This is a genomic window from Kitasatospora herbaricolor (assembly GCF_030813695.1).
Classification (GTDB): domain Bacteria; phylum Actinomycetota; class Actinomycetes; order Streptomycetales; family Streptomycetaceae; genus Kitasatospora; species Kitasatospora herbaricolor.
The window spans coordinates 3,952,014-3,974,483 of record NZ_JAUSVA010000002.1 but is presented as its reverse complement, the minus strand read 5'-3'; the positions used below and the strand labels follow the sequence as shown (position 1 = coordinate 3,974,483).

21 protein-coding genes are annotated in these 22,470 nt (G+C 73.8%); 16 read left to right on the top strand and 5 right to left on the bottom strand.

What is annotated here, in order from left to right; translation table 11 throughout:
• Positions 1 to 10: 10 nt before the first annotated feature.
• Together J2S46_RS17695 and J2S46_RS17690 are read right to left on the bottom strand one after the other, a co-directional pair.
• A complete protein-coding gene (locus tag J2S46_RS17695) occupies positions 11 to 727 on the bottom strand; it encodes an MOSC domain-containing protein (protein WP_191288742.1) in 717 nt (238 codons plus the stop codon).
• Positions 728 to 827: 100 nt separating this feature from the next.
• The gene (locus J2S46_RS17690) at positions 828 to 1,574 is read right to left on the bottom strand and encodes a cyclase family protein (RefSeq protein WP_191288741.1); all 747 of its coding nucleotides are present in this window, start codon (positions 1,572 to 1,574) and stop codon (positions 828 to 830) included.
• Between the two features lie 67 nt (positions 1,575 to 1,641).
• Here J2S46_RS17690 and J2S46_RS17685 point away from each other — a divergent pair, with 67 nt between their 5' ends.
• The 6 genes from J2S46_RS17685 (at position 1,642) to J2S46_RS17660 (ending at position 7,835) form a co-directional block, all read left to right on the top strand.
• Positions 1,642 to 2,328: a UbiX family flavin prenyltransferase gene (locus J2S46_RS17685; protein ID WP_191288740.1), complete on the top strand. Its 687-nt coding sequence runs from the start codon at positions 1,642 to 1,644 to the stop codon at positions 2,326 to 2,328.
• Positions 2,329 to 2,447: 119 nt separating this feature from the next.
• Positions 2,448 to 2,909 (top strand): Lrp/AsnC family transcriptional regulator, encoded by a 462-nt coding sequence (locus J2S46_RS17680; RefSeq protein ID WP_073924403.1) that lies wholly within the window; start codon positions 2,448 to 2,450, stop codon positions 2,907 to 2,909.
• Between the two features lie 4 nt (positions 2,910 to 2,913).
• Positions 2,914 to 3,900: a threonine ammonia-lyase gene (locus J2S46_RS17675; protein ID WP_191288739.1), complete on the top strand. Its 987-nt coding sequence runs from the start codon at positions 2,914 to 2,916 to the stop codon at positions 3,898 to 3,900.
• Positions 3,901 to 3,947: 47 nt separating this feature from the next.
• On the top strand, positions 3,948 to 5,111 hold the full coding sequence (gene mqnE, locus J2S46_RS17670; RefSeq protein ID WP_191288738.1) for an aminofutalosine synthase MqnE: 1,164 nt from the start codon (positions 3,948 to 3,950) through the stop codon (positions 5,109 to 5,111).
• Between the two features lie 114 nt (positions 5,112 to 5,225).
• On the top strand, positions 5,226 to 6,749 hold the full coding sequence (locus J2S46_RS17665; protein ID WP_191288737.1) for a L,D-transpeptidase family protein: 1,524 nt from the start codon (positions 5,226 to 5,228) through the stop codon (positions 6,747 to 6,749).
• Between the two features lie 141 nt (positions 6,750 to 6,890).
• Positions 6,891 to 7,835: a beta-ketoacyl-ACP synthase III gene (locus tag J2S46_RS17660; protein WP_191288736.1), complete on the top strand. Its 945-nt coding sequence runs from the start codon at positions 6,891 to 6,893 to the stop codon at positions 7,833 to 7,835.
• A gap of 252 nt (positions 7,836 to 8,087) precedes the next feature.
• On the opposite strand, the gene J2S46_RS17655 is transcribed toward J2S46_RS17660, so the two are convergent.
• Positions 8,088 to 8,735 carry a TetR family transcriptional regulator gene (locus tag J2S46_RS17655; RefSeq protein ID WP_190214026.1) on the bottom strand — a complete coding sequence of 216 codons (648 nt, stop codon included), beginning with the start codon at positions 8,733 to 8,735 and terminating at the stop codon, positions 8,088 to 8,090.
• Between the two features lie 408 nt (positions 8,736 to 9,143).
• Here J2S46_RS17655 and J2S46_RS17650 point away from each other — a divergent pair, with 408 nt between their 5' ends.
• Positions 9,144 to 11,504: an outer membrane protein assembly factor BamB family protein gene (locus tag J2S46_RS17650; RefSeq protein WP_191288735.1), complete on the top strand. Its 2,361-nt coding sequence runs from the start codon at positions 9,144 to 9,146 to the stop codon at positions 11,502 to 11,504.
• A gap of 68 nt (positions 11,505 to 11,572) precedes the next feature.
• Here the strand turns inward: J2S46_RS17650 and galE are convergent, their stop codons facing one another.
• Positions 11,573 to 12,556: a UDP-glucose 4-epimerase GalE gene (gene galE / locus J2S46_RS17645; protein ID WP_191288734.1), complete on the bottom strand. Its 984-nt coding sequence runs from the start codon at positions 12,554 to 12,556 to the stop codon at positions 11,573 to 11,575.
• 232 nt (positions 12,557 to 12,788) lie between these two features.
• Here galE and J2S46_RS17640 point away from each other — a divergent pair, with 232 nt between their 5' ends.
• Positions 12,789 to 13,898: a S1C family serine protease gene (locus J2S46_RS17640; RefSeq protein WP_191289014.1), complete on the top strand. Its 1,110-nt coding sequence runs from the start codon at positions 12,789 to 12,791 to the stop codon at positions 13,896 to 13,898.
• Between the two features lie 193 nt (positions 13,899 to 14,091).
• On the opposite strand, the gene J2S46_RS17635 is transcribed toward J2S46_RS17640, so the two are convergent.
• On the bottom strand, positions 14,092 to 15,231 hold the full coding sequence (locus J2S46_RS17635) for a sensor histidine kinase (protein WP_229912400.1): 1,140 nt from the start codon (positions 15,229 to 15,231) through the stop codon (positions 14,092 to 14,094).
• A 363-nt stretch (positions 15,232 to 15,594) separates the two neighbouring features.
• On the opposite strand from J2S46_RS17635, the gene J2S46_RS17630 reads away from it, so the two are divergent.
• The 8 genes from J2S46_RS17630 to J2S46_RS17595 are packed head-to-tail and all read left to right on the top strand — an operon-like array spanning position 15,595 to position 22,446.
• Positions 15,595 to 16,011, top strand: coding sequence for an NADH-quinone oxidoreductase subunit A (locus J2S46_RS17630; protein ID WP_229912310.1), 417 nt, complete (start codon positions 15,595 to 15,597; stop codon positions 16,009 to 16,011).
• Entirely contained in the window at positions 16,002 to 16,649 is a 648-nt protein-coding gene (locus J2S46_RS17625; protein WP_370882196.1) for an NADH-quinone oxidoreductase subunit B, read from the top strand. Before J2S46_RS17630 ends, J2S46_RS17625 begins: the two co-directional genes overlap by 10 nt.
• A complete protein-coding gene (locus J2S46_RS17620; protein ID WP_191288732.1) occupies positions 16,646 to 17,809 on the top strand; it encodes an NADH-quinone oxidoreductase subunit C in 1,164 nt (387 codons plus the stop codon). The genes J2S46_RS17625 and J2S46_RS17620 overlap by 4 nt, the downstream gene beginning before the upstream one ends.
• Before the next feature lie 2 nt (positions 17,810 to 17,811).
• On the top strand, positions 17,812 to 18,765 hold the full coding sequence (gene nuoH / locus J2S46_RS17615) for an NADH-quinone oxidoreductase subunit NuoH (protein ID WP_370882317.1): 954 nt from the start codon (positions 17,812 to 17,814) through the stop codon (positions 18,763 to 18,765).
• Positions 18,762 to 19,313: a NuoI/complex I 23 kDa subunit family protein gene (locus J2S46_RS17610; protein ID WP_191289012.1), complete on the top strand. Its 552-nt coding sequence runs from the start codon at positions 18,762 to 18,764 to the stop codon at positions 19,311 to 19,313. Before nuoH ends, J2S46_RS17610 begins: the two co-directional genes overlap by 4 nt.
• Complete coding sequence (locus tag J2S46_RS17605; RefSeq protein WP_191288730.1) at positions 19,310 to 20,026, top strand: NADH-quinone oxidoreductase subunit J family protein; 717 nt, start codon at positions 19,310 to 19,312, stop codon at positions 20,024 to 20,026. The genes J2S46_RS17610 and J2S46_RS17605 overlap by 4 nt, the downstream gene beginning before the upstream one ends.
• 6 nt (positions 20,027 to 20,032) lie before the next feature.
• The gene (gene nuoK / locus J2S46_RS17600) at positions 20,033 to 20,398 is read left to right on the top strand and encodes an NADH-quinone oxidoreductase subunit NuoK (protein ID WP_190214033.1); all 366 of its coding nucleotides are present in this window, start codon (positions 20,033 to 20,035) and stop codon (positions 20,396 to 20,398) included.
• A complete protein-coding gene (locus J2S46_RS17595) occupies positions 20,395 to 22,446 on the top strand; it encodes an NADH-quinone oxidoreductase subunit 5 family protein (RefSeq protein WP_191288729.1) in 2,052 nt (683 codons plus the stop codon). Before nuoK ends, J2S46_RS17595 begins: the two co-directional genes overlap by 4 nt.
• Positions 22,447 to 22,470: the final 24 nt, after the last annotated feature.

Sequence of the window (22,470 nt, the reverse complement as noted above, 5' to 3'; positions counted from 1 at the left end):
GGCGCGGGCGTCAGCAGAGCGTCAGGCTGTCGCCCAGCCGCAGCCGGCCGGGGCGGCGGACCTCGGCGAGGGCGTCCAGGTGGCCGTCGTGGGCGGCGAAGACCGCCTTGAGGATCTCGGGGGCGTGCGGCAGACCCGGTTGCGGGGCACCGGTCATGACGCAGCGTTCGCTGGACCGGAGGAAGGCGAGCCGGGGGCCGGTGCGGCCGGTGGCGGCGGCCTCGCGGCCGAGCCAGTGGTCCTCGACGAAGGGCGGGGTGCCGGGCGGGGTGCGCAGCAGGATGTTGGGCCGGAACCGGCGCTCGTCGACGACGGTGCAGGGGGCGGCCTCGCGGACCCAGTCCAGGGTGGCGGTGGTGAGCACGCTGACCGGCAGCTGGTCGAAGTGCGGGACGGCGTCCTCGCGGGCGAGTTCGACGTCGTCCAGTTGCAGGAAGGCGCGCAGGAAGGTGTCGGGGTCGGCGACCGGGCGGCCGAGCGGGTCGAGGAGGACGGGGCCGTCGAGGCGGTGGCCGAGCCGGGCGCCGAGACGGAGCAGGCCGTCCATCCGGCGGAAGCGCCGGGTGTTCTTGCCGGAGCCGAGCTTGCCCGCGCCGTCGCGAACGGCGTAGAGCCGGTCGCCGGCCAGGCCGCGTTCGTCCACCTGGACGGAGTCGAGCTGTTCGCCACCGGTGGATTTCACGGGGTAACGCCAGAGCCGCTCGACCACACCGATGATCTCTGCCATGGCGGGCAGCCTATCGGCGGGCCGCCATGATGGTCTAGACCAAGGTCCCTGCCGGCTCGGTTCGTTCGGGCGTCCGGTGCCGGCCGGCGGGCCGGTCGGTTCAGCCGATCCGGGCCACCGCGCGGACGGGCGCGCCGTCCGCCGCGACCAGTCGCAACGGGAAGAAGGAGACCTCCACCGGCACCCCCGCGTCCTGCGCCGCCAGGAGCGACGCCAGGTCGGTGAGGTTCTCCGCGATCACCGCACCGCCCTCGGCGCCGAGCAGCACCCGGTGCGCGGCGAGGCCGCCGGCCTCCTGCGGATGCCCGCCGTCGTGCTCGTCGGCGAGGTCGGCGAGCAGCGCCGCCACCGCCGGGTCCGCCGGGCCCGGGTCGGGTGTCCGGTCGATGCTGAGGGCGTCCACCCCGAGGGTGCGGATGCCGGCCGCGACCACGGCCTCGGCGGCGGCGGGGGTCAGGTAGGGGTGGGCGAGGTAGTGGTCGGTGCCCCAGTGGCGGGGCCAGCCGGTGGCCAGCAGCAGGACGGCGCCGGGGGTGACCTGCGCCAGCGCCTCCGCGAGCAGGTCGGGCGTGACGGCGGTGCGCGGCTCCAGGCCGCGCAGGTCGGCGAGCACCGCCGGGCCGGTGAACAGGCCGAGCGGCAGCCCGTCCAGGGTCGGCCAGGTGACGTCCACGTGGTACGGCGCGTCCACATGGGTGCCGGACTGCGAGCCGAGGTGCAGCCCGAGGACGTTGACGCCGGCGGTGGCGGTGGTCAGGGCCGGCCGCAGCTCCACCTCCGGGTCGCCCGGGTAGACGGGCATGCCGGTGGTGAGCGGATGGGTGAGGTCGATCAGCGTCGGCGCCATGGCCCCATCCTCCCGTGCCCGGCGGGCCCGGCGGATCGAAACCGGTGCTGCGTATAGAAATGAGGTCATGAGCGCAGCGAAGTCAGCAGACGGTACGGCGGTCCGGCGGCCGTGGGTGGTCGGGGTCTCGGGGGCGTCGGGCACCCCGTACGCGGCCTCGGTGATCCGGGGGCTGCTCGCCGCGGGCGAGGCGGTGGACCTGGTGGTCAGCCGGGCGGCCAGGCTCACCATCCTGGACGAGACCGGCATCTCCTTCCGGGACGCCCACTGGCGGCAGGACCTGGCCCGCTGGCTGGACTCGGACGAGGGCCTGGACGGCGTCCGGCACTGGGCGGCGGGGGACTTCGCGGCCGGTCCGTCCAGCGGCTCGTACCCGGCGAAGGGGATGCTGGTGGTCCCCGCGACGACCGGTGCGGTGGCGGGCATCGCGCTCGGCCTGAGCAAGGACCTGCTGCAACGGGCCGCCGCCGTCACCCTCAAGGAGCGCCGCCCGCTGGTGGTCTGCGTGCGCGAGGCGCCGCTCGACGGGGTGACGCTGAAGCACCTGGTGGAGCTGGACGCGCAGGGCGCCGTGGTGCTGCCCGCCTCGCCCGGGTTCTACGCGGGCGGCTCCACGGTGCGCGAACTGGTGGATTTCGTGGCCGGGCGGGTGCTCGACGCGGCCGGCGTGCCGCACGGGATGTACCGGCGCTGGGAGGGCGAGCTGGGGGCGGCCGCCAAGGGGCCGGCCGGGGCGGCCGACACGGTGGAGTGAGCGGGCCTCGACCGGGAGAGTATGTTCTTTGCGATATCCGGGTTGGTCTGCCCATGGCACCTTTGATTCCGGATAATGATCTGTGGGTCTGGTGAGGTTCGGAAGGACGCGGACGGTATATGGACACGGTGGACAGACAGCTCATCCAGGCGCTGCGGGAGAACGGCCGCGCGTCCTACGCCGAGCTGGGCCGGCTGGTCGGCCTGTCCGGCCCGAGCGTGACGGACCGGATCAACCGTCTGGAGCAGGCCGGCGTCATCACCGGGTACCGCGCGACGGTCAACCCGGCCTCGCTCGGCTTCGGTGTCACGGCCCTGATCGGCCTTCAGCTCACCGACGCCGCCGACCACGAGGACGTCGCGCACCGGCTCAAGGAGCTCGGCGAGGTCGAGGACTGCTGGTTCATCGCCGGCGACGACTCTTACATGCTCAAGGTCCGGGTCTCCAACGTGGAGGGCCTGGAATCCGTGGTGAAGCGGCTGTCCGGCACCAAGGGCGTGGCACGGACCCGGACGACCGTCGTGCTCTCCACCAAGTGGGAGAACCGGGTCAGCGAACTTCCCCTCGACGAGACGGAGTAGAGCGATGGCACTGGTCGGCCTGGAGGAGCTGCGCGCCGCGCAGCGGCGGATCGCGGGCGTCGCGGTCCGCACGCCCCTGATGCCCTGCCCCTGGGCCGACCGGGGGCCGGAGGGCGGGGCCGGCGAGCGCCGGCTCTGGCTGAAGCCGGAGAACCTCCAGCCGACCGGCGCCTTCAAGATCCGCGGCGCGTACAACCGGCTGGCCGCGCTGACCGGGGCCGAGCGGGCCCGCGGGGTGGTCGCCCAGTCCAGCGGCAACCACGCGCAGGCGGTGGCGTACGCGGCCCGGCTGCTCGGCCTGAAGGCCGTGATCGTGATGCCGGACACCTCGCCCGCGGTGAAGGTGGCGAGCACCCGCTCGTTCGGCGCCGAGGTCGTGCTGGTCCCGCCGGAGGAGCGCGACACGCTGCCCGCCGAGCTGGCGGAGCGGCACGGCTACGTCTGGGTGCCGCCGTACGACGACCCGTGGATCATCGCCGGCCAGGGCACGGTCGGCCTGGAGATCGGCGAGGACGCCCCGGACGAGCTGGACACCGTCCTGGTGCCGGTCAGCGGCGGCGGCCTGATCTCCGGCACGGCGGCGGCCCTCAAGCTGAGCTGCCCGGGCGTGCGGGTGGTCGGCGTCGAGCCGGAGCTGGCCGCCGACGCCCAGGAGAGCCTGCGCACCGGCCGGCGCACCAGCTGGCCGGTGGCCGACACCTACCGGACCGTCGCCGACGGGCTGCGCACCCCCTCGGTGGGCGAGCTGCCCTTCGAGCATCTCCAGGCGTACGTCGACGACATCGTGACCGTCACCGAGGCGGAGATCCGCGACACCGTCGCCCTGCTGGCCCGCAGCGGCCGGCTGGTGGCGGAGCCGTCCGGCGCGGTGGCCCCGGCGGCCTACTTCCACCGGTCGGCCGAACTCGGCGGCCGGGTCTTCGCCGCCGTGGTCAGCGGCGGCAACATCGACCCCGGCCTGCTTGCGGAGCTGTTGGTCACCGGGGCGTAGGCTCGTTCCGGTCAACGAATCGAATGTGCAGGGAGGCGGTCCGCCGCATGGACGCAGGGCTGAAGCGCGAGCTGGAGGCGAAGGTCTACGCGGGTGAGCGGCTGACCCGCGAGGACGGGATCGCGCTCTACGAGAGTGACGACCTGGCCTGGCTGGGTGGTCTCGCCCACCACGTCCGGACGCAGAAGAACGGCGACGTCGTCCACTTCAACGTCAACCGTCACCTCAACATGACCAACGTCTGCTCCGCCTCCTGCGCGTACTGCTCGTTCCAGCGCAAGCCGGGCGAGAAGGACGCGTACACCATGCGCATCGAGGAGGCCGTGCGCCTCGCGAAGGCGATGGAGGTCGACTCCCTCACCGAGCTGCACATCGTCAACGGCCTGCACCCCACGCTGCCCTGGCGCTACTACCCGAGGTCGTTGCGCGAGCTGAAGGCGGCCCTGCCGAACGTCTCGCTGAAGGCCTTCACCGCGACCGAGATCCACTGGTTCGAGAAGATCAGCGGCCTGTCCGCCGACGAGATCCTCGACGAGCTGATCGACGCCGGCCTGGAGTCCCTGACCGGCGGCGGCGCGGAGATCTTCGACTGGGAGGTCCGCCAGCACATCGTCGACCACGCCACCCACTGGGAGGACTGGTCGCGGATCCACCGGCTCGCGCACAGCAAGGGCCTCAAGACCCCCTCGACGATGCTCTACGGCCACATCGAGGAGCCCCGCCACCGGGTCGACCACGTGCTGCGGCTGCGCGAGCTGCAGGACGAGACCGGCGGTTTCCAGGTCTTCATCCCGCTGCGCTACCAGCACGACTTCCACGACTCCAAGGACGGCGTCGTGCGCAACAAGCTGATGGCCCGTACGGAGATGGCGACCGGTGCCGAGGCGCTGAAGACCTTCGCGGTCTCCCGGCTGCTGTTCGACAACGTCCCGCACGTGAAGGTGTTCTGGGTGATGCACGGCGTCACCACCGCGCAGCTGGCGCTCAGCCACGGCGCCGACGACATGGACGGCTCGGTCGTCGAGTACAAGATCACCCATGACGCGGACAACTTCGGGACCCCGAACAAGCTCGGCCGCGACGACCTGCTCGGCCTGATCCGTGACGCCGGGTTCCGCCCGGTGGAGCGCAACACGCGGTACGAGATCATCCGCGAGTACGAGGGCCCGGACTTCCAGCGTCGCGAGACCCCGCAGGCGATGCGCCTCTGACCAGCGCATTCGGCGGCCCCCGAGCCCCTGGCGGGTTCGGGGGCCGCATTTTGTGACAGTGTCGACCGGCCTCGTGGGTTTCCCAACAGCCCCGGGATTTGGCAGGATCGCCGCATGTCCGGATCCCACCGCGTTCATCCGCTACCCCACACCGGCGCCACGGCGGCGGTTCCGGGGGCACGCCGGGAGCCGGATCCGTACCAGCCCGACGAGCCGTACGCCTCGTCGTACGGCCGGTCGCAGCAGCCGGTCCAGGGGCAGGCCCACGGCTCCTACGACCAGGCCTACCAGCCGCAGTCGCACCAGCAGCAGCCGTACCAGCAGCAGGCCTACCCGGCCCACGAGGCCCACCCGTCCTCGTACCAGCAGCCCTACGCCGGCGGGTACCAGCAGCCGTACCAGCAGCAGTACCCCGCCGAGGCGTACGGGCAGCAGCAGTACCCGGGGTACCCGGCCCAGCAGTCCTACGAGGCGTCAGCGCCCTACCAGGCCCCCGCGCCGTACGAGGCCCCCGCGCCGTACGAGGCCCCCGCGCCGTACCAGGACTACGGGACGTACGGGGGCACCGGTGTGTACGAGGCGTCCGAGCCGTACGAGCCGGGCGACGAGGTGTACCTGCGCGGCGGTGCCGAGGACGGCGGTGACGACTCCTACGGCTCCGGCGGCTGGTTCGAGCCGGTCGAGCCGGACGGGTCCCGGGGCGTCCACGAGCCGGCCGGCGCGTCCGGCCCCGCCGTCGCCGCGAGCGCCGTGCCCGCCCCGACGGCCCCCGGCGAGCCGCGGAGCCAGGGGCGCCGGCGCAAGGCGAAGAAGAAGTCCCACGGCGGCGCCCTGACGGCCGGTACGGCGCTGCTGCTCGCCGCCGCTGCCGCCGGCTGGTACACCGTCGGCCCCGGCGGCTCGGCCCCCGCGGTCACCTCCGCCGACGGCGGCGGCCCGGAGGGGCCCGACGCGGCGGCGCCGCAGGCCGCCCAGGCGGCCCAGGCGGCCGCGGCCCACACCGAGGCCCCGGCGGCCGACCGCAGCGAGACCCGCGCCGACGGTTCGCTGGTCGCGATCCCGGGCCTCGGCCCCGCCTTCACCGCCCGGATACCCGCCACCACCAACCAGGTCGTGCTGGCGTCGGGGAAGGGCAAGGACGGCAACGAGACCACCGTCACCGTCTGGACCAGGACCGCCGAGGGCCGCTGGCTGGCCGGCGAGGCCTGGGCCGGCCACAACGCCTACAAGGGCTGGACCACCGACCACAACGAGGGCGACCTGCGCAGCCCGATCGGCGTCTTCACGCTGACCGACGCGGGCGGCCGCAACGCCGACCCGGGCAGCAGGCTCCCTTACGACAAGGACGCCAACTTCGTGGTCGGCGGCAAGGGCTTCGCGGGCGAGTCGCTCGCCGGCTCCTTCGACTACGTGGTCGCCATCAACTACAACCGGGTGCAGGGCGCCTCCCCGCTGGACGGACGGCGTCCCGACGGCAGCACCAAGGGCGGCGGGATCTGGATCCACGTCGACCACGGCGGCCCCACCCACGGCTGCATCTCCGTGCCGGAGGACAAGATGGCCCGGTTGCTGCAGTTGCTGGACCCGGCGGCCAACCCGGTCATCGTGATGGGCGACGCCGCCTCGCTGGCCGCCTGACCACCGGATACCGGTACCGGGGGGCCCTCCTACCGGACCATGCGCCGCAAGGGCTCTTGTCCGGCCCCTACAGCATCCGGGGGTGGATCCTGTAGCCGGTCGCGACCGGATGACCAGCCGGTAACGGGGTTGAGTGGCTGTATGAGCGGATCCCGCATTGTTGCCCTGGGGCACTACCAGCCTCCCAAGGTCCTCACCAACGCCGAACTGTCGACGCTGGTGGACACCGACGACGAGTGGATCCGCAGCCGCGTGGGAATCCGCACCCGGCACATCGCGGTGGACGAGTCCCTGGTCGACCTGGCCACCGAGGCGGCCCAGAAGGCGCTGGCCAACAGCGGCCGGTCGGCCGCCGACGTCGACCTGGTGGTCGTCGCCACCTGCACCGCGGTCGAGCGCAGCCCCAACACGGCCGCCGCCGTCGCGGCCCGCCTCGGGGTGCCCACCCCGGCCGCGTACGACATCAACACCGTCTGCTCCGGGTTCTCGTACGCGCTCGCGACCGCCGACCACGCGATCCGGGCCGGCGCGGCCCGGCTGGCGCTGGTGGTCGGGGCCGAGCGGATGTCCGACACCATCGACTGGACCGACCGCACCACCTGCGTGATCTTCGGGGACGGCGCTGGCGCGGCCGTGGTGGAGGCGCAGGAGGAGGGCGGCGCGCCGGGCATCGGCCCGGTGGTCTGGGGTTCGGAGCCGGAGAAGGGCGACGCGGTCGTCATCACCGGCTGGGACCCGACCATCAGCCAGCAGGGCCAGTCGGTGTTCCGCTGGGCCACCACGAAGATCGCCCCGCTGGCCCGGCAGGCCTGCGAGAAGGCCGGCATCGACCCGTCCGAGCTGAAGGGCTTCGTGCCGCACCAGGCCAACCTGCGGATCATCGACGCCATCGCCAACAAGCTCGGCGCACCCGACGCGGTGATCGCCCGCGACGTGGTGGACTCCGGCAACACCTCGGCGGCGTCCATCCCGCTGGCCTTCTCGAAGCTGGTGGAGCGCGGCGAGCTGGCCTCCGGCGACCCGGTGCTGCTGTTCGGCTTCGGCGGCGGCCTGGCGTACGCCGGGCAGGTCGTGCGCTGCCCGTAGGCCCCCTCGGGCCGCCCCGGGCGCCCCGGCCGCTCCCCGGGCCCCGGGGAGCCGGCGGGGCCGCGGGCGGGCCCCTGGAGGGCTCGTGACGTGCCGGTGGGCGGGACCCTGGGAGGGTCCCGCCCACCGGCATGTCTGGCGCACTGCGGTACGTCGGCGAACCTCCCCCGAGGCAACGGCCGCCGTCCGTCGTTCCCCGGACAGGCGGCCGGGGACGTGCGCGGAGCGGATGGCTGGATAGTAGGGACGGACCTACTTGGGCGGCTTCTTGCCGGTGACGCCCAGGTACACCAGGGGTGCGAGGTTGGGCTTCAGGTCCTTGACCTTGACGCCCCAGGCCGTGAAGGCCTTCCCGTGCTCCGCCGCGGAGGCGAGCAGCGAGATCAGCGCGCCGGACACGGCGGCCGGATCCAGCGTCTTGTCGGCCTGGCCCTTGCTCTGGAGGTCCTTGACGGCATCCGTGAGCGGCTTGGCGACCGAGTTGAGGACGGTCATGCGGATCTTGAAGAACCGCTTGTCCCCTTCGGCAGCACCGAGAGTGACCACTCGGAGAATGGCGTCGTTCTTGCGCCAGAAGGCGAGGAATCCGTCCACCAGTTCTTCCGAAGTGGCGACACCGGATTTTCCTGCCCAGGACTTTCCGGCGACGAGCTCTTTGAGCCCGTCGCTGTCCTTGGCCATTTCCTCGGCGATCTCGAGGACAGCGCCCTCGACATCCGGGAAGTACTGGTAGAAGGTCGCGGGGGAGGTACCCGCCATACGGGCGACGTCGATGACCTTGACGTCCCGATACGGCGACGTGCTGAGCATCTCGCGGAGGCAGTCGAGCAGCTTCTGCCGCGTCTCCTGCCCGCGTCGCCCGGCGACGCGACCGTCGACGGTGCGAACTTGTCCTGTCATGCCGTCAGCTTACCGTGGCACGATCTTGGCGCGATTCGGTGATGCGACTATTACTCCGCCCGGGGGGTGGTATACAACCGCGAAACGGGCCCGCGCGGATATTCACCGGGGTCCCGAGGTGCTGTTTTGAAGCCCCCCCGTGAGCTGATGACCTCGCAGCGTGACGACGAGTCCGCTGAGGGATGGTCGGGTGGCGCTCCGTAACCTTGACGGGGCCGGCGGGGCGGTCCGGGGGTGCCGGAAGGGGCGTCAGAATCCAGCCAGAACTTTCACAGTGGACGCCGGGGGGCGCGCGGGACGCGGGCCCGGCGCCCTGGGCGGGGGATGTTGGATCTGACCCGGGCGGCATTGGAGAATCAGGACCGGCACCCCTCGGCGGGTGCCGGGAGACGGGGAGGTGGCAGCGGAGTGGACCAGCTGACGGCGCACGATCCGAGGCGGATCGGGCCCTTCGAGGTGCTGGCGCGGCTCGGCGCGGGCGGAATGGGCCTGGTGTACCTGGCACGCTCCGCATCCGGCCGGCGGGTGGCCATCAAGACCGTGCGGGGGGAACTGGCCGAGGACGAGCTGTTCCGGGTCCGCTTCGCGCGCGAGATCGCGGCCGCCAAGACGGTCGGCGGCTTCTACACGGCCGCCGTGGTCGACGCGGACGCCGACGCCCGGGTGCCCTGGCTGGCCACCGCGTACGTCCCGGCCCCCTCCCTGGAGGACCTGGTCGGCGAGTGCGGCCCGCTGCCGGTCGGCGCGGTCCGCTGGCTGATCGCCGGCATCGCCGAGGCCCTGCAGTCGATCCACGCGGCCGGGCTGGTCCACCGCGACCTCAAGCCCTCCAACGTGCTGGTGGTGGAGGACGGCCCCCGGGTGATCGACTTCGGCATCGCCGCCGGCGTCTCGCACACCCGGCTCACCATGACCAACGTCGCGGTCGGCACCCCCGCCTACATGTCGCCCGAGCAGGCCCGGGACAGCCGCAGCGTCACGGGCGCCAGTGACATCTTCTCGCTCGGCTCGCTGCTGGTCTTCTGCGCCACCGGGCACGCCCCCTACCGGGGCGCCAACCCCGTCGAGACGGTCTTCCAGCTGCTCCGCGAGCAGCCCGACCTCTCCGGCCTGCCGGTCGAGCTGGTGGACCTCGTCCGGGCCTGCATGCGCCCCTCGCCGGAGCACCGGCCGACGCCCGCCCAGATCCAGGCCGAGCTGGCCCCGCACCTGTTCTCCCGGGACGACGCCTCCGGCGAGGCGGGGGACTGGCTGCCCGCCAACGCGCTGGACCTGATCGAGCGCAAGCGCAGCAGCCGCCGGCCCCTCGCCCAGCCGCCCGCCGTGCCGGCCCAGCCGGCGCCGCCGCAGCCGGTGGCCCCCGGGCCGCAGCCGGTACCGCAGCCGCCCGGCCCCGCCGACCCGCGCACCGCCCAGCACGGCCGCGCGCTGCCGCCGCCAGGCCGGACCGGGCCGGTGCACGGCGCCCGGCCGGCCCCCGCCTCCGACACCGAGGCGGCCACCGAGAAGATCGCCGCCCGCCGGCACCGGGCCCCGGCCGGCGAGAGCGCCGTCGAGGTGCGGCTGCCCGGCGCCTCCGTCCGGATAGGCCCGGGCCCCCGGGCCGAGCAGGGCGCGGACGGGGCCGCCCCCGCCGAGACGGACTGGGTGCGCCGGGCGGCCGTCCCGCCGCCGGCCAGGGCCACCCGCTGGCGCCCCTGGCGGTTCCGGATGTCCAACGACGTCTGGGGCACGCCGGTGGTCGCCGACGGCACCCTGTTCGTCTCCAGCTTCGAGGTGCACGCCCTCGACATCGGCACCGGCGAGCGCCGGTACAAGACCCGGGACGTCGCCTGGGCGATGGCGGTGGACTCCGGTCGGGTGCACGCCGCCGACGGCCCGCACCTGTACACGGTGGACGTGGCCGACGGCACCGAGCGCTGGCGCAACTCCCTCGACGGCTGGGTCTTCTCGCTGGACGCCGCCGACGGGGTGCTCTGCTGCGGCATCCGGGGCGGCGGGGTCCAGCTGCGCTCGGCCGCCAACGGCGCCGAACTCTGGCGCGCCGACGACGCCCAGCAGGACTACGAGAACCCGCAGTCCGGGCCGGCCCTGGTGGGCGGCGCGGCGTACTACTACGGCGGCGGACGGCTGCGCTGCGTCGACCCGCGCGGGGCCGGCCTGCGCTGGTCCTTCCCGGTCGGCGAGGACGTCCCGTCCCGGCCGGTCGAGCGGGCCGGGGTGCTGTACGTGACGGCCGGCACCCGGGTGTACGCGCTGGACACCGCCACCGGCGCCGAGCGCTGGCGCTTCGAGGCCCCGGTGGTGCTCTTCACCCCGCCCGCGATGGACTCCACGGCGGTGTACGTGGCCGACTACCTCGGCACCGTCTACGCCCTGGACGCCACCACCGGGCGGGACCGCTGGCGCGGGCGGACGGGCAGCCGGCAGGGCGCCGAACCGGTGATCGTGGCCGACGGCACCGTGCTGATCGGCAGCGGGGACCGCCTGCACGCCTTCGACACCGCCACCGGCCAGGAGCGCTGGCGCTACACCGCCCGGGGCGAGATCGTCGGCTCCCCGGCGGTCGCCGACGGGCTGGTGCACCTCGGCAGCCGGGACCACTCGCTGCACACCCTCGACCTGTCGACCGGTCAGCTGCGCTGGGAGCTGGGCACCAAGGGCGAGCTCACCGGCTCCCCGGTGGCGGTCGGCGGCCGGGTCTTCGTCGGCAGCAAGGACCGGTGCGTCTACGCGCTGGACGCCTACTACGGCACCGCGGTGCCGTAACCGCGGGCGGGTACGGCGCAGGGGGCGGGCCCGTGACCGGGTACCCGCCCCCTGCGCGTGGCCGTGGGCTACCTGCGGGCGCCGGGGTGGCGGCTGCACCAGCCGTCCCACGCGGAGGACACCATCTCCTCCACGCCGTACCGGGCGCTCCAGCCGAGCTCCTTGTGGATCAGTTCGGCCGAGGCGACCACCCGGGCCGGGTCGCCGGCGCGGCGCGGGGTGACCTCGCCGGTGGCGTCGTACCCGGTGACCCGGCCGATCACGTCGAGCATCTCCTTGACGGAGACGCCCTCGCCGCGGCCGATGTTCAGGATCAGCGAGGTTTCGCCGGCCGGGTCCGCGCTCATCCGGCGGGCCGCCGCGACGTGCGCCGAGGCGATGTCGGAGACGTGGATGAAGTCACGGACGCAGGTGCCGTCGGCGGTGGGGTAGTCGTCGCCGAAGATCCGCGGGGCCTGGCCGGCGGTGAGCCGCTCGAAGACCATCGGGACCAGGTTGAAGACGCCCGCGTCGGAGAGCTCCGGCGAGGCCGCGCCGGCCACGTTGAAGTAGCGCAGCGAGACGGTCGAGATCCCGTAGGCCTTGCCGACCGCCGACACCAGCCACTCGCCGGCCAGCTTGGTCTCGCCGTACGGGCTCATCGGGTCGCAGGGCGTGTCCTCGGTGACGAGGTCGACGTCCGGCATGCCGTAGACGGCGGCGGAGGAGGAGAAGAGGAAGCGCTTGACGCCGCCCTCGGCCGCCGCCTCCAGGACGGTCTGCAGGCCGGTGACGTTCTCCCGGTAGTAGAAGAAGGGCTGCTCGACGGACTCGCCGACCTGCTTCTTCGCGGCGAAGTGCAGGATGCCCTCGACCGCGTGCTCGCGGATGGCGCGGTCCAGCACGGCCCGGTCCAGGGTCGAGCCCTCGACCACGGCGACGCCCTCGGGCAGCCGGGAGCGGTCGCCGGTGCTGAAGTCGTCGAGGACGGCGACCCGCTCGCCCGCGTCGATGAGCTGACGCAGGACGTGCCCGCCGATGTATCCGGCCCCGCCGGTGATCAACCAAGTCATGGCTGAATCCTAGGCGGTCCGTTCGACGGGGTGCCCCGGGTGATCGACATCGGTGCCGGCGTCCGGGCGGTCCCGCCGGGCGAGTCGGCGCGTCGATTCGGACAAAGAGGTGAAATGCTGACAAAAATCTGGCCCTGTCCTCGACCTGAGGAGTGCTCTCCCCAGGGCCGGGCCGCGCGCGTACGGAACCGGAGGCAGCCAGGTGCACCCCAAGAAGGAACCCACCCGCCCGATCCCGGCAGGGCCCCGGCCGACCGGACCGCGCACCCCCGACCGCCGGCCGGTCGCCGTCGGCACGGCCGCGGCGCTGGCGGCGCTGGTCCTGGCGGGCTGCAGCAGCGGCTCCTCCACCTCGAACAGCTCCTCGCCCGGCGCCACGTCCAGCAGCTCCGCCCCGGCCGCCGCCGGGAGCAACCAGCTCCAGGACGAGTACCAGCGGGTGATCTCCGAGGTGCTGCCGTCGGTGGTCCAGATCACCACCGCGAACGGCCTGGGCTCGGGCATCGTCTACGACGCCAAGGGCGACATCGTCACCAACGCCCACGTGGTGGGCACGGCGACCTCCATGACCGTGACCCTGGCCAACAGCACCAAGTCGCTGGACGCCACGCTGGTCGCCAGCTACCCCGACTCCGACCTCGCGGTGATCAAGCTGACCAGCCCGCCGAGCGGCCTGAAGCCGGCGGTCTTCGCGGACAGCAAGAAGGTCGAGCTCGGCCAGATCACCCTGGCGATGGGCAGCCCGCTCGGCCTGGCCAGCAGCGTCACCGAGGGCATCGTCTCGGCGACCGGCCGGACCGTCTCCGAGCCCGGGACCGGGGGCTCCCCGGGGGCCACCATCGGCAACATGGTGCAGACCTCGGCCGCCATCAACCCCGGCAACAGCGGCGGGGCCCTGGTCAACCTCGCCAGCCAGGTGATCGGCATCAACACCCTCGCCGCCACCGAGCCCGAGGGCAACGGCGCGGTCGCCCCCGGCATCGGCTTCGCCATCCCGGCGTCCACCATCACCAGCATCACCGACCAGCTGATCAAGGACGGCAAGGTCACCAACTCCGGCCGGGCCGCTCTCGGCATCACCGCCCGGACCTTCTTCAACGCGGACTTCCAGCCGGCCGGCGCGGTGATCGTCACGGTGATCTCCGGCGGGCCCGCCGACTCGGCCGGGCTCCAGGTCGGGGACGTGATCACCAAGCTCGGCGACACCGACATCACCACGCTGAACTCCCTCACCACGGTGCTGGCCTCGCTCACCCCCGACAGCAAGGTCACCGTCACCTATCTCAGGGACGGTCAGTCCAGGACCGCCGACGTCACCCTGGGCACCCTGCCCACCTCCTGACCCTGCCGGCCGGACCAGGACCGCCGGTCCGGCCGGCAGCACCAACCCGGCCCCGGCCGGCCGTCCGCGCACCGCGCAAGGGTCCACGGACGCCGCCGGGACCGTCCCTGCCCCGTACGCCGGTGCGGACGCAGGGCCGGCCGGGGCTCCGCCGTCGTCCCGGCGGAGCCCCGGCCGTTCGTCCGTCCCGGGGTCAGGCCCGGCGGGTCGTCCGGGTGCGCCAGGGCAGTTCGATCGTCACCGTGGTCGGGCCCCCCGGCGGGCTCTCCACCAGGAAGACCCCGTCCACCGCGCGGATCCGCTCGGCCAGCCCGGCCAGTCCGCTGCCGGGGTAGGGGGCCGCGCCGCCCTTGCCGTCGTCCTGGACCAGCAGCATCAGCCGGTCGGCGGCCCGCCAGAGGTCCACCGTGGCGGTCCGCGCCCCGGCGTGCTTGGAGACGTTGGTGAGCAGCTCGCTGACGGTGAAGTACGCGATGCCCTCCACCGCGGAGTCGGGGCGCTCGACGGAGCCGTCCGGGGCCCGCAGGTCCACGTGCACCTTGACGCCGCCGGGGACGGTGCAGCGGGCCGCGACCGCGGAGAGCGCCGCGTCCAGACCGCGGTCCGTCAGCACGGCGGGGTGGATGCCCCGGGCCAGGTCCCGCAGCTCCTGGAGGGCGAGTTTCACCTCGCCGTGCGCGGCGCCGACCATCTTCGCGGCGGTCTCCACGGTGTCGGCCGTCGGCTCGTCGGCCAGCTTCTCCTTGGCCAGGCCCAGGTCCATCGCCAGGGCCACCAGCCGGGCCTGGGCGCCGTCGTGCAGGTCCCGCTCGATCCGGCGCAGGTCGGCGGCGGCGGTGTCGACCACCGCGCCCCGGTCGTCCTCCAGCTCGCGGACCCGCTCGGACAGCGCGGTCGGGGCGAGCAGGCTCTCCAGCAGGATCCGGTCGATCGCGGTCTGCAACCCGACCATCCAGGGCAGCAGCGGCCAGCCCACCAGCAGGAACACCACCGTGACGGTGAAGCTCAGGATGCCCCAGGGCAGCAGCAGCACGTGGTAGAGCGCCGAGCGCCAGCCCAGGCCGTCGGTGAGCGAGGCGGTCGCCCAGCCGGCGACGCCCGGGCGGCGCACCCGCAGCGGGTCCGGCTCGTCCACCACCGACCCGGCCGAGCGGGCCCGGGCCCGGGCCAGCGCCCCCAGCCGGCGGCACCCCGCCAGCCCGAGGGCGAGCAGCGGCAGCCCGACCACGGTGACCGACAGGGCCACCCCGACGGAGATCAGCGCCACCGTGAAGGTGAAGCCCACGATCCCCAGCGGCAGGTTGAGGACCAGCTGCAGGACCTGCCGCCACATCTGCCCGCCGTACACGGGAACGCGCTCACCCTGGGCGTCGCGCAGCCGTACGGTGTCCGCCGCGCGGTGGAGCAGAGGCTTCATCTGATGTCTTCCGTCCCTCTCGGTCGAGCTCGTGCCCCCAGCTTCCCGGGTGGGCCGCGCTCGGGGCCATGGGGGTGTTCCGTGTACCCGTCCGGGGGTTATCCCCACCCGGGCCCCGGCCCGGCCCGTCTTGGTTGGCGGGCAGGGTACGGCAGCCGGTGGCGCTGCACTTAGACTCACGCCTTGACGATGGTTATGGGTGCGTAAAGAACGCGGCAGTACGGTCCTCCGGGGATGTCCCGGACGGGCCCGGAGCAAGGCCGATGTGGAGGCGAACGCATGAAGGGGCAGCCGGTAGCTGCCGTCGCGGCCGACCCTGCGGTGGGCAGCGGCTACTTCGACGCGTACGCCGCGGTGGGCCTGCTCGCCGTCGTCGGCGTGCTCTTCGTCGCCGTGGCGTTCTCCGCCAACCGGCTGCTGCGGCCGGTGGTGTACTCGCCGGAGAAGCTCCTCGCCTACGAGTGCGGGGTCGACCCGGTCGGCGAGGACTGGGCGCACACCCAGATCCGCTACTACGTGTACGCGTTCCTGTACGTGATCTTCGCGGTCGACGCCGTCTACCTGTTCCCCTGGGCGACGGTGTTCTCCGCCGCCGGGTACGGCGCGGGCACCCTGGTCGAGATGTTCGTCTTCATCGGCTTCCTCGCGGTCGGCCTGCTCTACGCCTGGAAGAAGGGCGTTCTGGAATGGACGTGACCCACAGCCACCCGCACGGCCACGCCCACGGCGGCGACTCCTCCGGAGCCGTCCCGCTCGGCATGCCCGACCCCGCCCGGCCGGGCGGTCCGGCCGAGCCGCCGCGGCTGGGCCCGCTCGCCCGGCTGGCGCCGGACCCGGTCAAGGTGGTGCTCAACTGGGGGCGCCGCTACAGCCTCTGGTGCTTCAACTTCGGCCTGGCCTGCTGCGCGATCGAGTTCATCGCCGCGTCCATGGCCAAGCACGACTTCATCCGGATGGGAGTCATCCCGTTCGCGCCCGGCCCGCGCCAGGCCGACCTGATGATCGTGTCGGGCACCGTCACCGACAAGATGGCCCCCGCCGTCAAGCGCCTGTACGAGCAGATGCCCGAGCCGAAGTACGTCATCTCCTTCGGCGCCTGCTCCAACTCCGGCGGTCCCTACTGGGACTCCTACTCGGTCACCAAGGGCGTCGACCAGATCATCCCGGTCGACGTCTACGTGCCGGGCTGCCCGCCGCGCCCCGAGGCGCTGCTCCAGGGCATCCTCAAGCTGCAGGAGAAGATCGCGGCCGAATCGCTGCCCGAGCGCTACGCCGCCCCGGCGTCCGCGCTGCGCCGGCCGCTGGTCGCCGGGCCCGAGGGCGGCCGCACGTGAGCTTCGACCGCACCCCCGAGGAGCTCGCCGCGTCGATCGGCGCGTGGGCGACCGCCGCCGAGGCGTACGAGCTGATCACCGTCGACGTGCCCGCCGAGCACTGGATCGAGGCGCTGACGGCCGCCCGGGACACCCTGGGCCTGCGCTACTTCGACTGGCTGAGCGCCGTCGACGAACTGGCCGAGGGCTTCTCCGTCGCCGCCCACCTGGCCGCCCTCGACGACACCGGCGTCCGGCACCTGCTGGTCCGCACCCGGGTGCCGCGCGAACGGGCCGCGCTGCCGACGGCCGTCGGCGTCTACGCCGGTGCCGGCTGGCACGAGCGGGAGACGCACGAGATGTTCGGCATCGACTTCTCCGGCCACCCGCACCTGGTCACCCTGCTGCTGCCGGACGGCTTCGAGGGCCATCCGCTGCGCAAGGAGTTCGTCCTCGCGGCCCGGGTCGCCAAGGCCTGGCCCGGCGCCAAGGAACCCGGCGAGTCCGAGGGCGACGGGCCCGCCCGGCGCAAGATGCAGCCGGCCGGCGTGCCCGACCCGAACGAGTGGGGGCCGCTCAAGGGCACCCTGCCGCCGGTCGCCGAACGCCCCGCCCGGGGTGCCCGCGCGGCCGGTGCGGCGGGGCGTCCCCCGCGTGCCGCCGCCGGTGGCGCCGCTGCTGGTGCCGCCGGAGCCGCGGCCGAGGGCGGGCCGGCGATCCGGGCCGACCGGCCCCGGCGCACCCGGTCCATCACCGAGGGGTCGGCCAGCCAGGCCGCCGCCGGCCCGGCGGCCACTCCGGCCACTCCGGCCGGGACGCCCGCCGGGACGCCCGCCGAGAAGCCCGCGGCGGCCACGCCGCCGGCGCCCGCCCGGACGCAGTCCTCCGACGCGCCCTGGCACGCACCGGTACCCGCGCACGGGCCCGCCGAACCGGCGGCCACCCCGGCACCCGGGCCCGTGAAGCCGGCGGAGCCCGGGCCCGAGGCCGAGCCCGAGTCCGAGTCCGCCGAGTCCGAGCCCGCGCGGCCGACGGCGGCCGAGTCCGAGCCCGCCGCCCCGCGGCCTGAGGCCGGAAAGCCTGAGGCCGGAAAGCCCGAGGCCGGAAAGCCCGAGGCCGGAACGCCCGACGCCCCCGCGGCCGGACCCGAGAAGCCCACCCAGGAAGGAGACAGCGCGTGAACCTGCTCGACACGCTGCTGCGCTGCGCCGCCGCGCTCGTCGTCTTCCTCACCTTCCCGCTGATCATCGGCCAGACCGAGCACAAGGTGATGGCCCACATGCAGGGCCGGCTCGGCCCGATGTACGCGGGCGGGTTCCACGGCTGGGCCCAGCTCGTCGCCGACGGCGTCAAGTTCGCCCAGAAGGAGGACATCGTCCCCGCCGGGGCGGACCGTCGGGTGTTCCAGCTGGCGCCGGCCGTCTCGCTGCTGCCGTACCTGATCGTGCTGCTGGCGATCCCGGTCGGCCCGGACGGCTTCGTCGGCCAGGCCGTCGACGCCGGGCTGTTCTTCGTGCTCGCCGTGATGGGCGTCGGCGTGATCGGCAAGCTGATGGCCGGCTGGGCCTCCGCCAACAAGTTCTCGCTGCTCGGCGGCCTGCGCACGGCCGCCCAGCTGATGTCGTACGAGCTGCCGATGGTGCTCGCCGCCGCCTCCGTGGCGATGGCCGCCGGGACGCTCTCGCTGCCCGGCATCGTGGACGCCTTCGAGTGGTACTGGATCCCCTGGCAGGCGATCGGCGCGTTCGTCTTCTTCACGGCCGGCCTGGCCGAGCTGCAGCGCCCGCCGTTCGACATGCCGGTCGCCGACTCCGAGATCATCTTCGGCGCGTACACCGAGTACACCGGCCTGCGCTTCGCGTTCTTCCTGCTCTCCGAGTACGCCGGGATCCTGGTCGTCTCCGCGCTCACCGCCGTGCTCTTCCTGGGCGGCTGGCACGGGCCGCTGCCGGACGACCTCGGCTGGCTCTGGACCGTTCTCAAGACCTTCGCCCTGGCCTTCGTGGTGATCTGGCTGCGGGTCACCTACCCGCGGCTGCGCGAGGACCAGCTGATGCGGTTCGCGTGGACCGTCCTGATCCCGCTCGCCCTCGTCCAGCTCGCCCTCACCGGCGTCATCAAGGTGGCGATCTCCTGATGAGCTTCCCCGGCTCCGGCCTGGCCAAGGGCCTGGCCGTCACCCTGCGGACGATGACGAAGAAGACCGTCACCGCGCAGTACCCCGACGTGCAGCCCGAGCTCCCGCCGCGCACCCGCGGCGTGATCGCGCTGCTGGAGGAGAACTGCACCGTCTGCATGCTCTGCGCCCGCGAGTGCCCGGACTGGTGCATCTACATCGACTCCCACAAGGAGACGCTGCCCGCCGCCGACCCGAACGCCCGCGCCCGCACCCGCAACGTGCTGGACCGGTTCGCGATCGACTTCTCGCTCTGCATGTACTGCGGCATCTGCATCGAGGTCTGCCCCTTCGACGCGCTGTTCTGGTCGCCGGAGTTCGAGTACGCGGAGACGGACATCCTGGAGCTGACCCACGAGCGGGACAAGCTCCGCGAGTGGATGTGGACCGTCCCGGCGCCGCCCGCCCTGGACCCGGCGGCCGAGGAGCCCAAGGAGATCGCCACCGCCCGCAAGGCGGCCGAGAAGCTGGCCGCCGCCGCGGCCGCCGAGGCGGGTGGGTCCGAGTGAGTGCCCTGTTCGCCGCGGCCGGCCCGCTGGAGCCCGCCGCCCGCTCCTTCCTCTCCCCGACCGGCGTCGAGATCGTCTTCCTGCTGGTCGGCGTCGCCGTGCTCGGCTCCGCCCTGGTCGCCGTCACCACCAAGCAGCTGGTGCACGCCGCGCTCTGGCTGGTCGTCGCGCTGGGCGGGCTGGCGGTGGAGTTCCTGCTGCTCACCGCCGAGTTCATCGCCTGGGTGCAGGTGCTCATCTACCTCGGCTCGGTCGTGGTACTGGTGCTGTTCGGGCTGATGCTCACCAAGGCCCCGATCGGGCGCTCGCCCGACGCGGACTCCGGCAACCGCTGGGTGGCGCTGGTGGTGGCGCTCGCCGCCGCCGGCACCCTGGTGACCCTGATGGTGGACGCCTTCCGCAGCGCCTGGATCGACCTCGGCGCCGGCGGCGGCTCCACCCGGGCGACCGGGACCAGCCTGTTCCGGCACTGGGTGCTGCCCTTCGAGGCGCTGTCCGTCCTGCTGCTGGCCGCCCTGGTCGGAGCCGTCGTGCTGTCGCGCGGCGGCGGCAGGGGCAAGGTCCCGGCCCCCCGTGCCGGCAGGCTGCGGGCCGGCAAGCCGGTCGGCACCCCGGGCCGCGCCGTCCCCGCGCCCGCCGGACCGGACGCCGGAGCCCCGAAGCCCGCCGACCCGGCGCCCGCCGCCTCGACGACCCCTCCGCAGGAGCGCTGACCTCCGATGCACCTCGCCTACCCGGCCGTCCTCGCCGCGCTGCTCTTCAGCGTCGGCGTGTACGGCGTGCTCGCCCGGCGCAACGTCGTCCTGGTGCTGATGTCCGTCGAGCTGATGCTCAACGCCGTCAACCTGGACCTGGTCGCCTTCGACGCCTGGCTGCGCGACTCGCTGCACGCCGGACAGGCCCTCACGCTGTTCGTGATCACCGTCGCCGCCGCCGAGATCGGACTCGGCCTGGCGATCGTCCTGCTGGTCTTCCGGACCAGGGGCACCGCCGACATCGACCGGATCACCGCCCTCGGCGACCCGGCCGAGGCCGCCCAGGCGCCCGCCGCGGCCGACACCCTGAAGGGCCGGGCCGCCGCATGAACCTCGCCCTCCCGGTGCTCGTCCCCGCGCTGCCCGCGCTCGGCGCCGCCGCCACCTTCGCCACCGGCCGGCGCGCCCCCGGCTTCGCCCGGCCGCTGGCGATCCTCCCGGTCGCCGCCTCCGCCGTGCTGGCCCTGGTCGTCGCCCTCCAGCTCGGCACCGGCCAGGTCCTGGACACCGCCACCCGGCTCACCCCGACCGGCGGCCCCGAGATCTCGCTCGCCATCCAGCTGGACGGCTACACCTCGGTGATCACCGTCCTGGTCGGCCTGGTCGCCACCTGCGTGCAGGTCTACTCGACCGCCTACCTCAAGGACGACCCGCGCTACCCCTCGTACGCGGCGCTGGTCTCGCTGTTCACGGCCGCGATGTTCGTGGTCGTCTACTCCGGCGACCTGATCGTGCTGCTGGTCGGCTGGGAGGTCATGGGCATCTGCTCGTACTTCCTGATCGGCCACCACTGGGAGACCGCCGACGCCCGCTCCGCCTCGCTCAAGGCCTTCCTGGTCACCAAGCTCGGCGACGTCCCGTTCGTGTTCGGGATCTTCCTGCTCGGGGCCGACGCCGGCAGCTTCCGGATCAGCGACGTGCTGTCCGCCGCCGGCGACGGCCGGCTCGGCCACCCCACGCTGACCGCCCTGCTGCTGCTGGCCGGCGTCGCCGGCAAGAGCGCGCAGTTCCCGCTGCACACCTGGCTCCCGGACGCGATGGCCGGCCCCACGCCGGTCTCCGCGCTCATCCACGCCGCCACCATGGTCGCGGCCGGCATCTACCTGGTCGCCCGGCTGCTGCCGGTCTTCCTGCTCTCCGGTGCCGCGCTGATCGTGCTCGCCGTGATGGCCGCGGTGACGATGATCGGCTCCGCGCTCTGCGCGCTCGCCCAGGACGACCTCAAGCGCGTCCTCGCCTACTCCACCGTCGGCCAGCTCGGCTACATGGCCGGCGCGCTGGCCAGCGGCGACCGCGAGGCCTCCGTCTTCCACCTGGTCAGCCACGGCGCCTTCAAGGCCCTGCTGTTCCTCGCCGCCGGCGTGGTGATCCACGCCGCGCACACCAACTCGATCTCCGCGATGTCCCGGATGCCCGGGCTGCGCCGCCGGGTGCCGGACGCCTACTGGACGACCGGCATCGCCTTGGTCGCCCTGATCGGCCTGCCGCCGTTCTCCGGGTTCTTCAGCAAGGAGGCGGTGCTCACCGCCGCCGAGCACGCCGCCACCGGCGAGGCGATCACCAACGGCGTCGGCCCGGCCTCCGCCGTGCCCGCCACGGCCGGCTGGATCGTCCTGGTCGCGGCCGGTCTGACCGCCCTGATCACCGCCGCCTACGCGACCCGGCTCTGGCTGGTGGCCTTCCACACCCCGGCCGCCGTGCCCCCGCCCGCGCCCGCCCCGACCGGCGCCGAGCCGGGAGCCCCGTACTCGCCCGAGGTGGACGAGGCCGACCCGGCCACCGCCGAGCCGTCCGCGATGCGCTGGCCGCTCTGGGTGCTCGCGGTGCCCACCATGGGCTTCGGCATCGCCGGCGTCCGCTCGGACTGGCTGCCCGCCCTGCTGGACGGCGGCTCGCTGCGGCCGTCCCCGGTCACCGCGGTGATCGGCACCGGCCTGGCCGTGATCGGCATCCTGATCGCGTACGCCGCCTGGCGTTCCGGCACCGCCCGGGTCACCGCGGCCCGGCTCGCCGCCGCCCGGCCGCTGGGCCCCACCGCCGAGGGCCGCGTCCCCGGCCGGGCCGAGACCCCGCCGCCGGTCGAACAGCCGCCCGCCGACCCCGGCCGCACCCTGCTCGGCCCGCTGTTCGGCCCGGCCCGGCACGGCTTCGGCGTCGACCGGCTCTACAGCGCCCTGTTCGTCCGCCCGGTGGGCGCCGCCGCCAGGCTCGTCCGCTTCCTCGACCGCGAGGTCGTCGAGACCTACGTGCGCGGCACCGGCCTCGGGGCCCAGCTGCTCGGCCGGGCCGTGCGCCTCGCGCAGACCGGCAACGCGCAGACCTACCTCAGCGCCCTGCTCGCCGGCGTGGTGCTGCTCGCCGTCTGGGCGGCGGTGTAGCGGATGACCGACCCGACCGGCCCC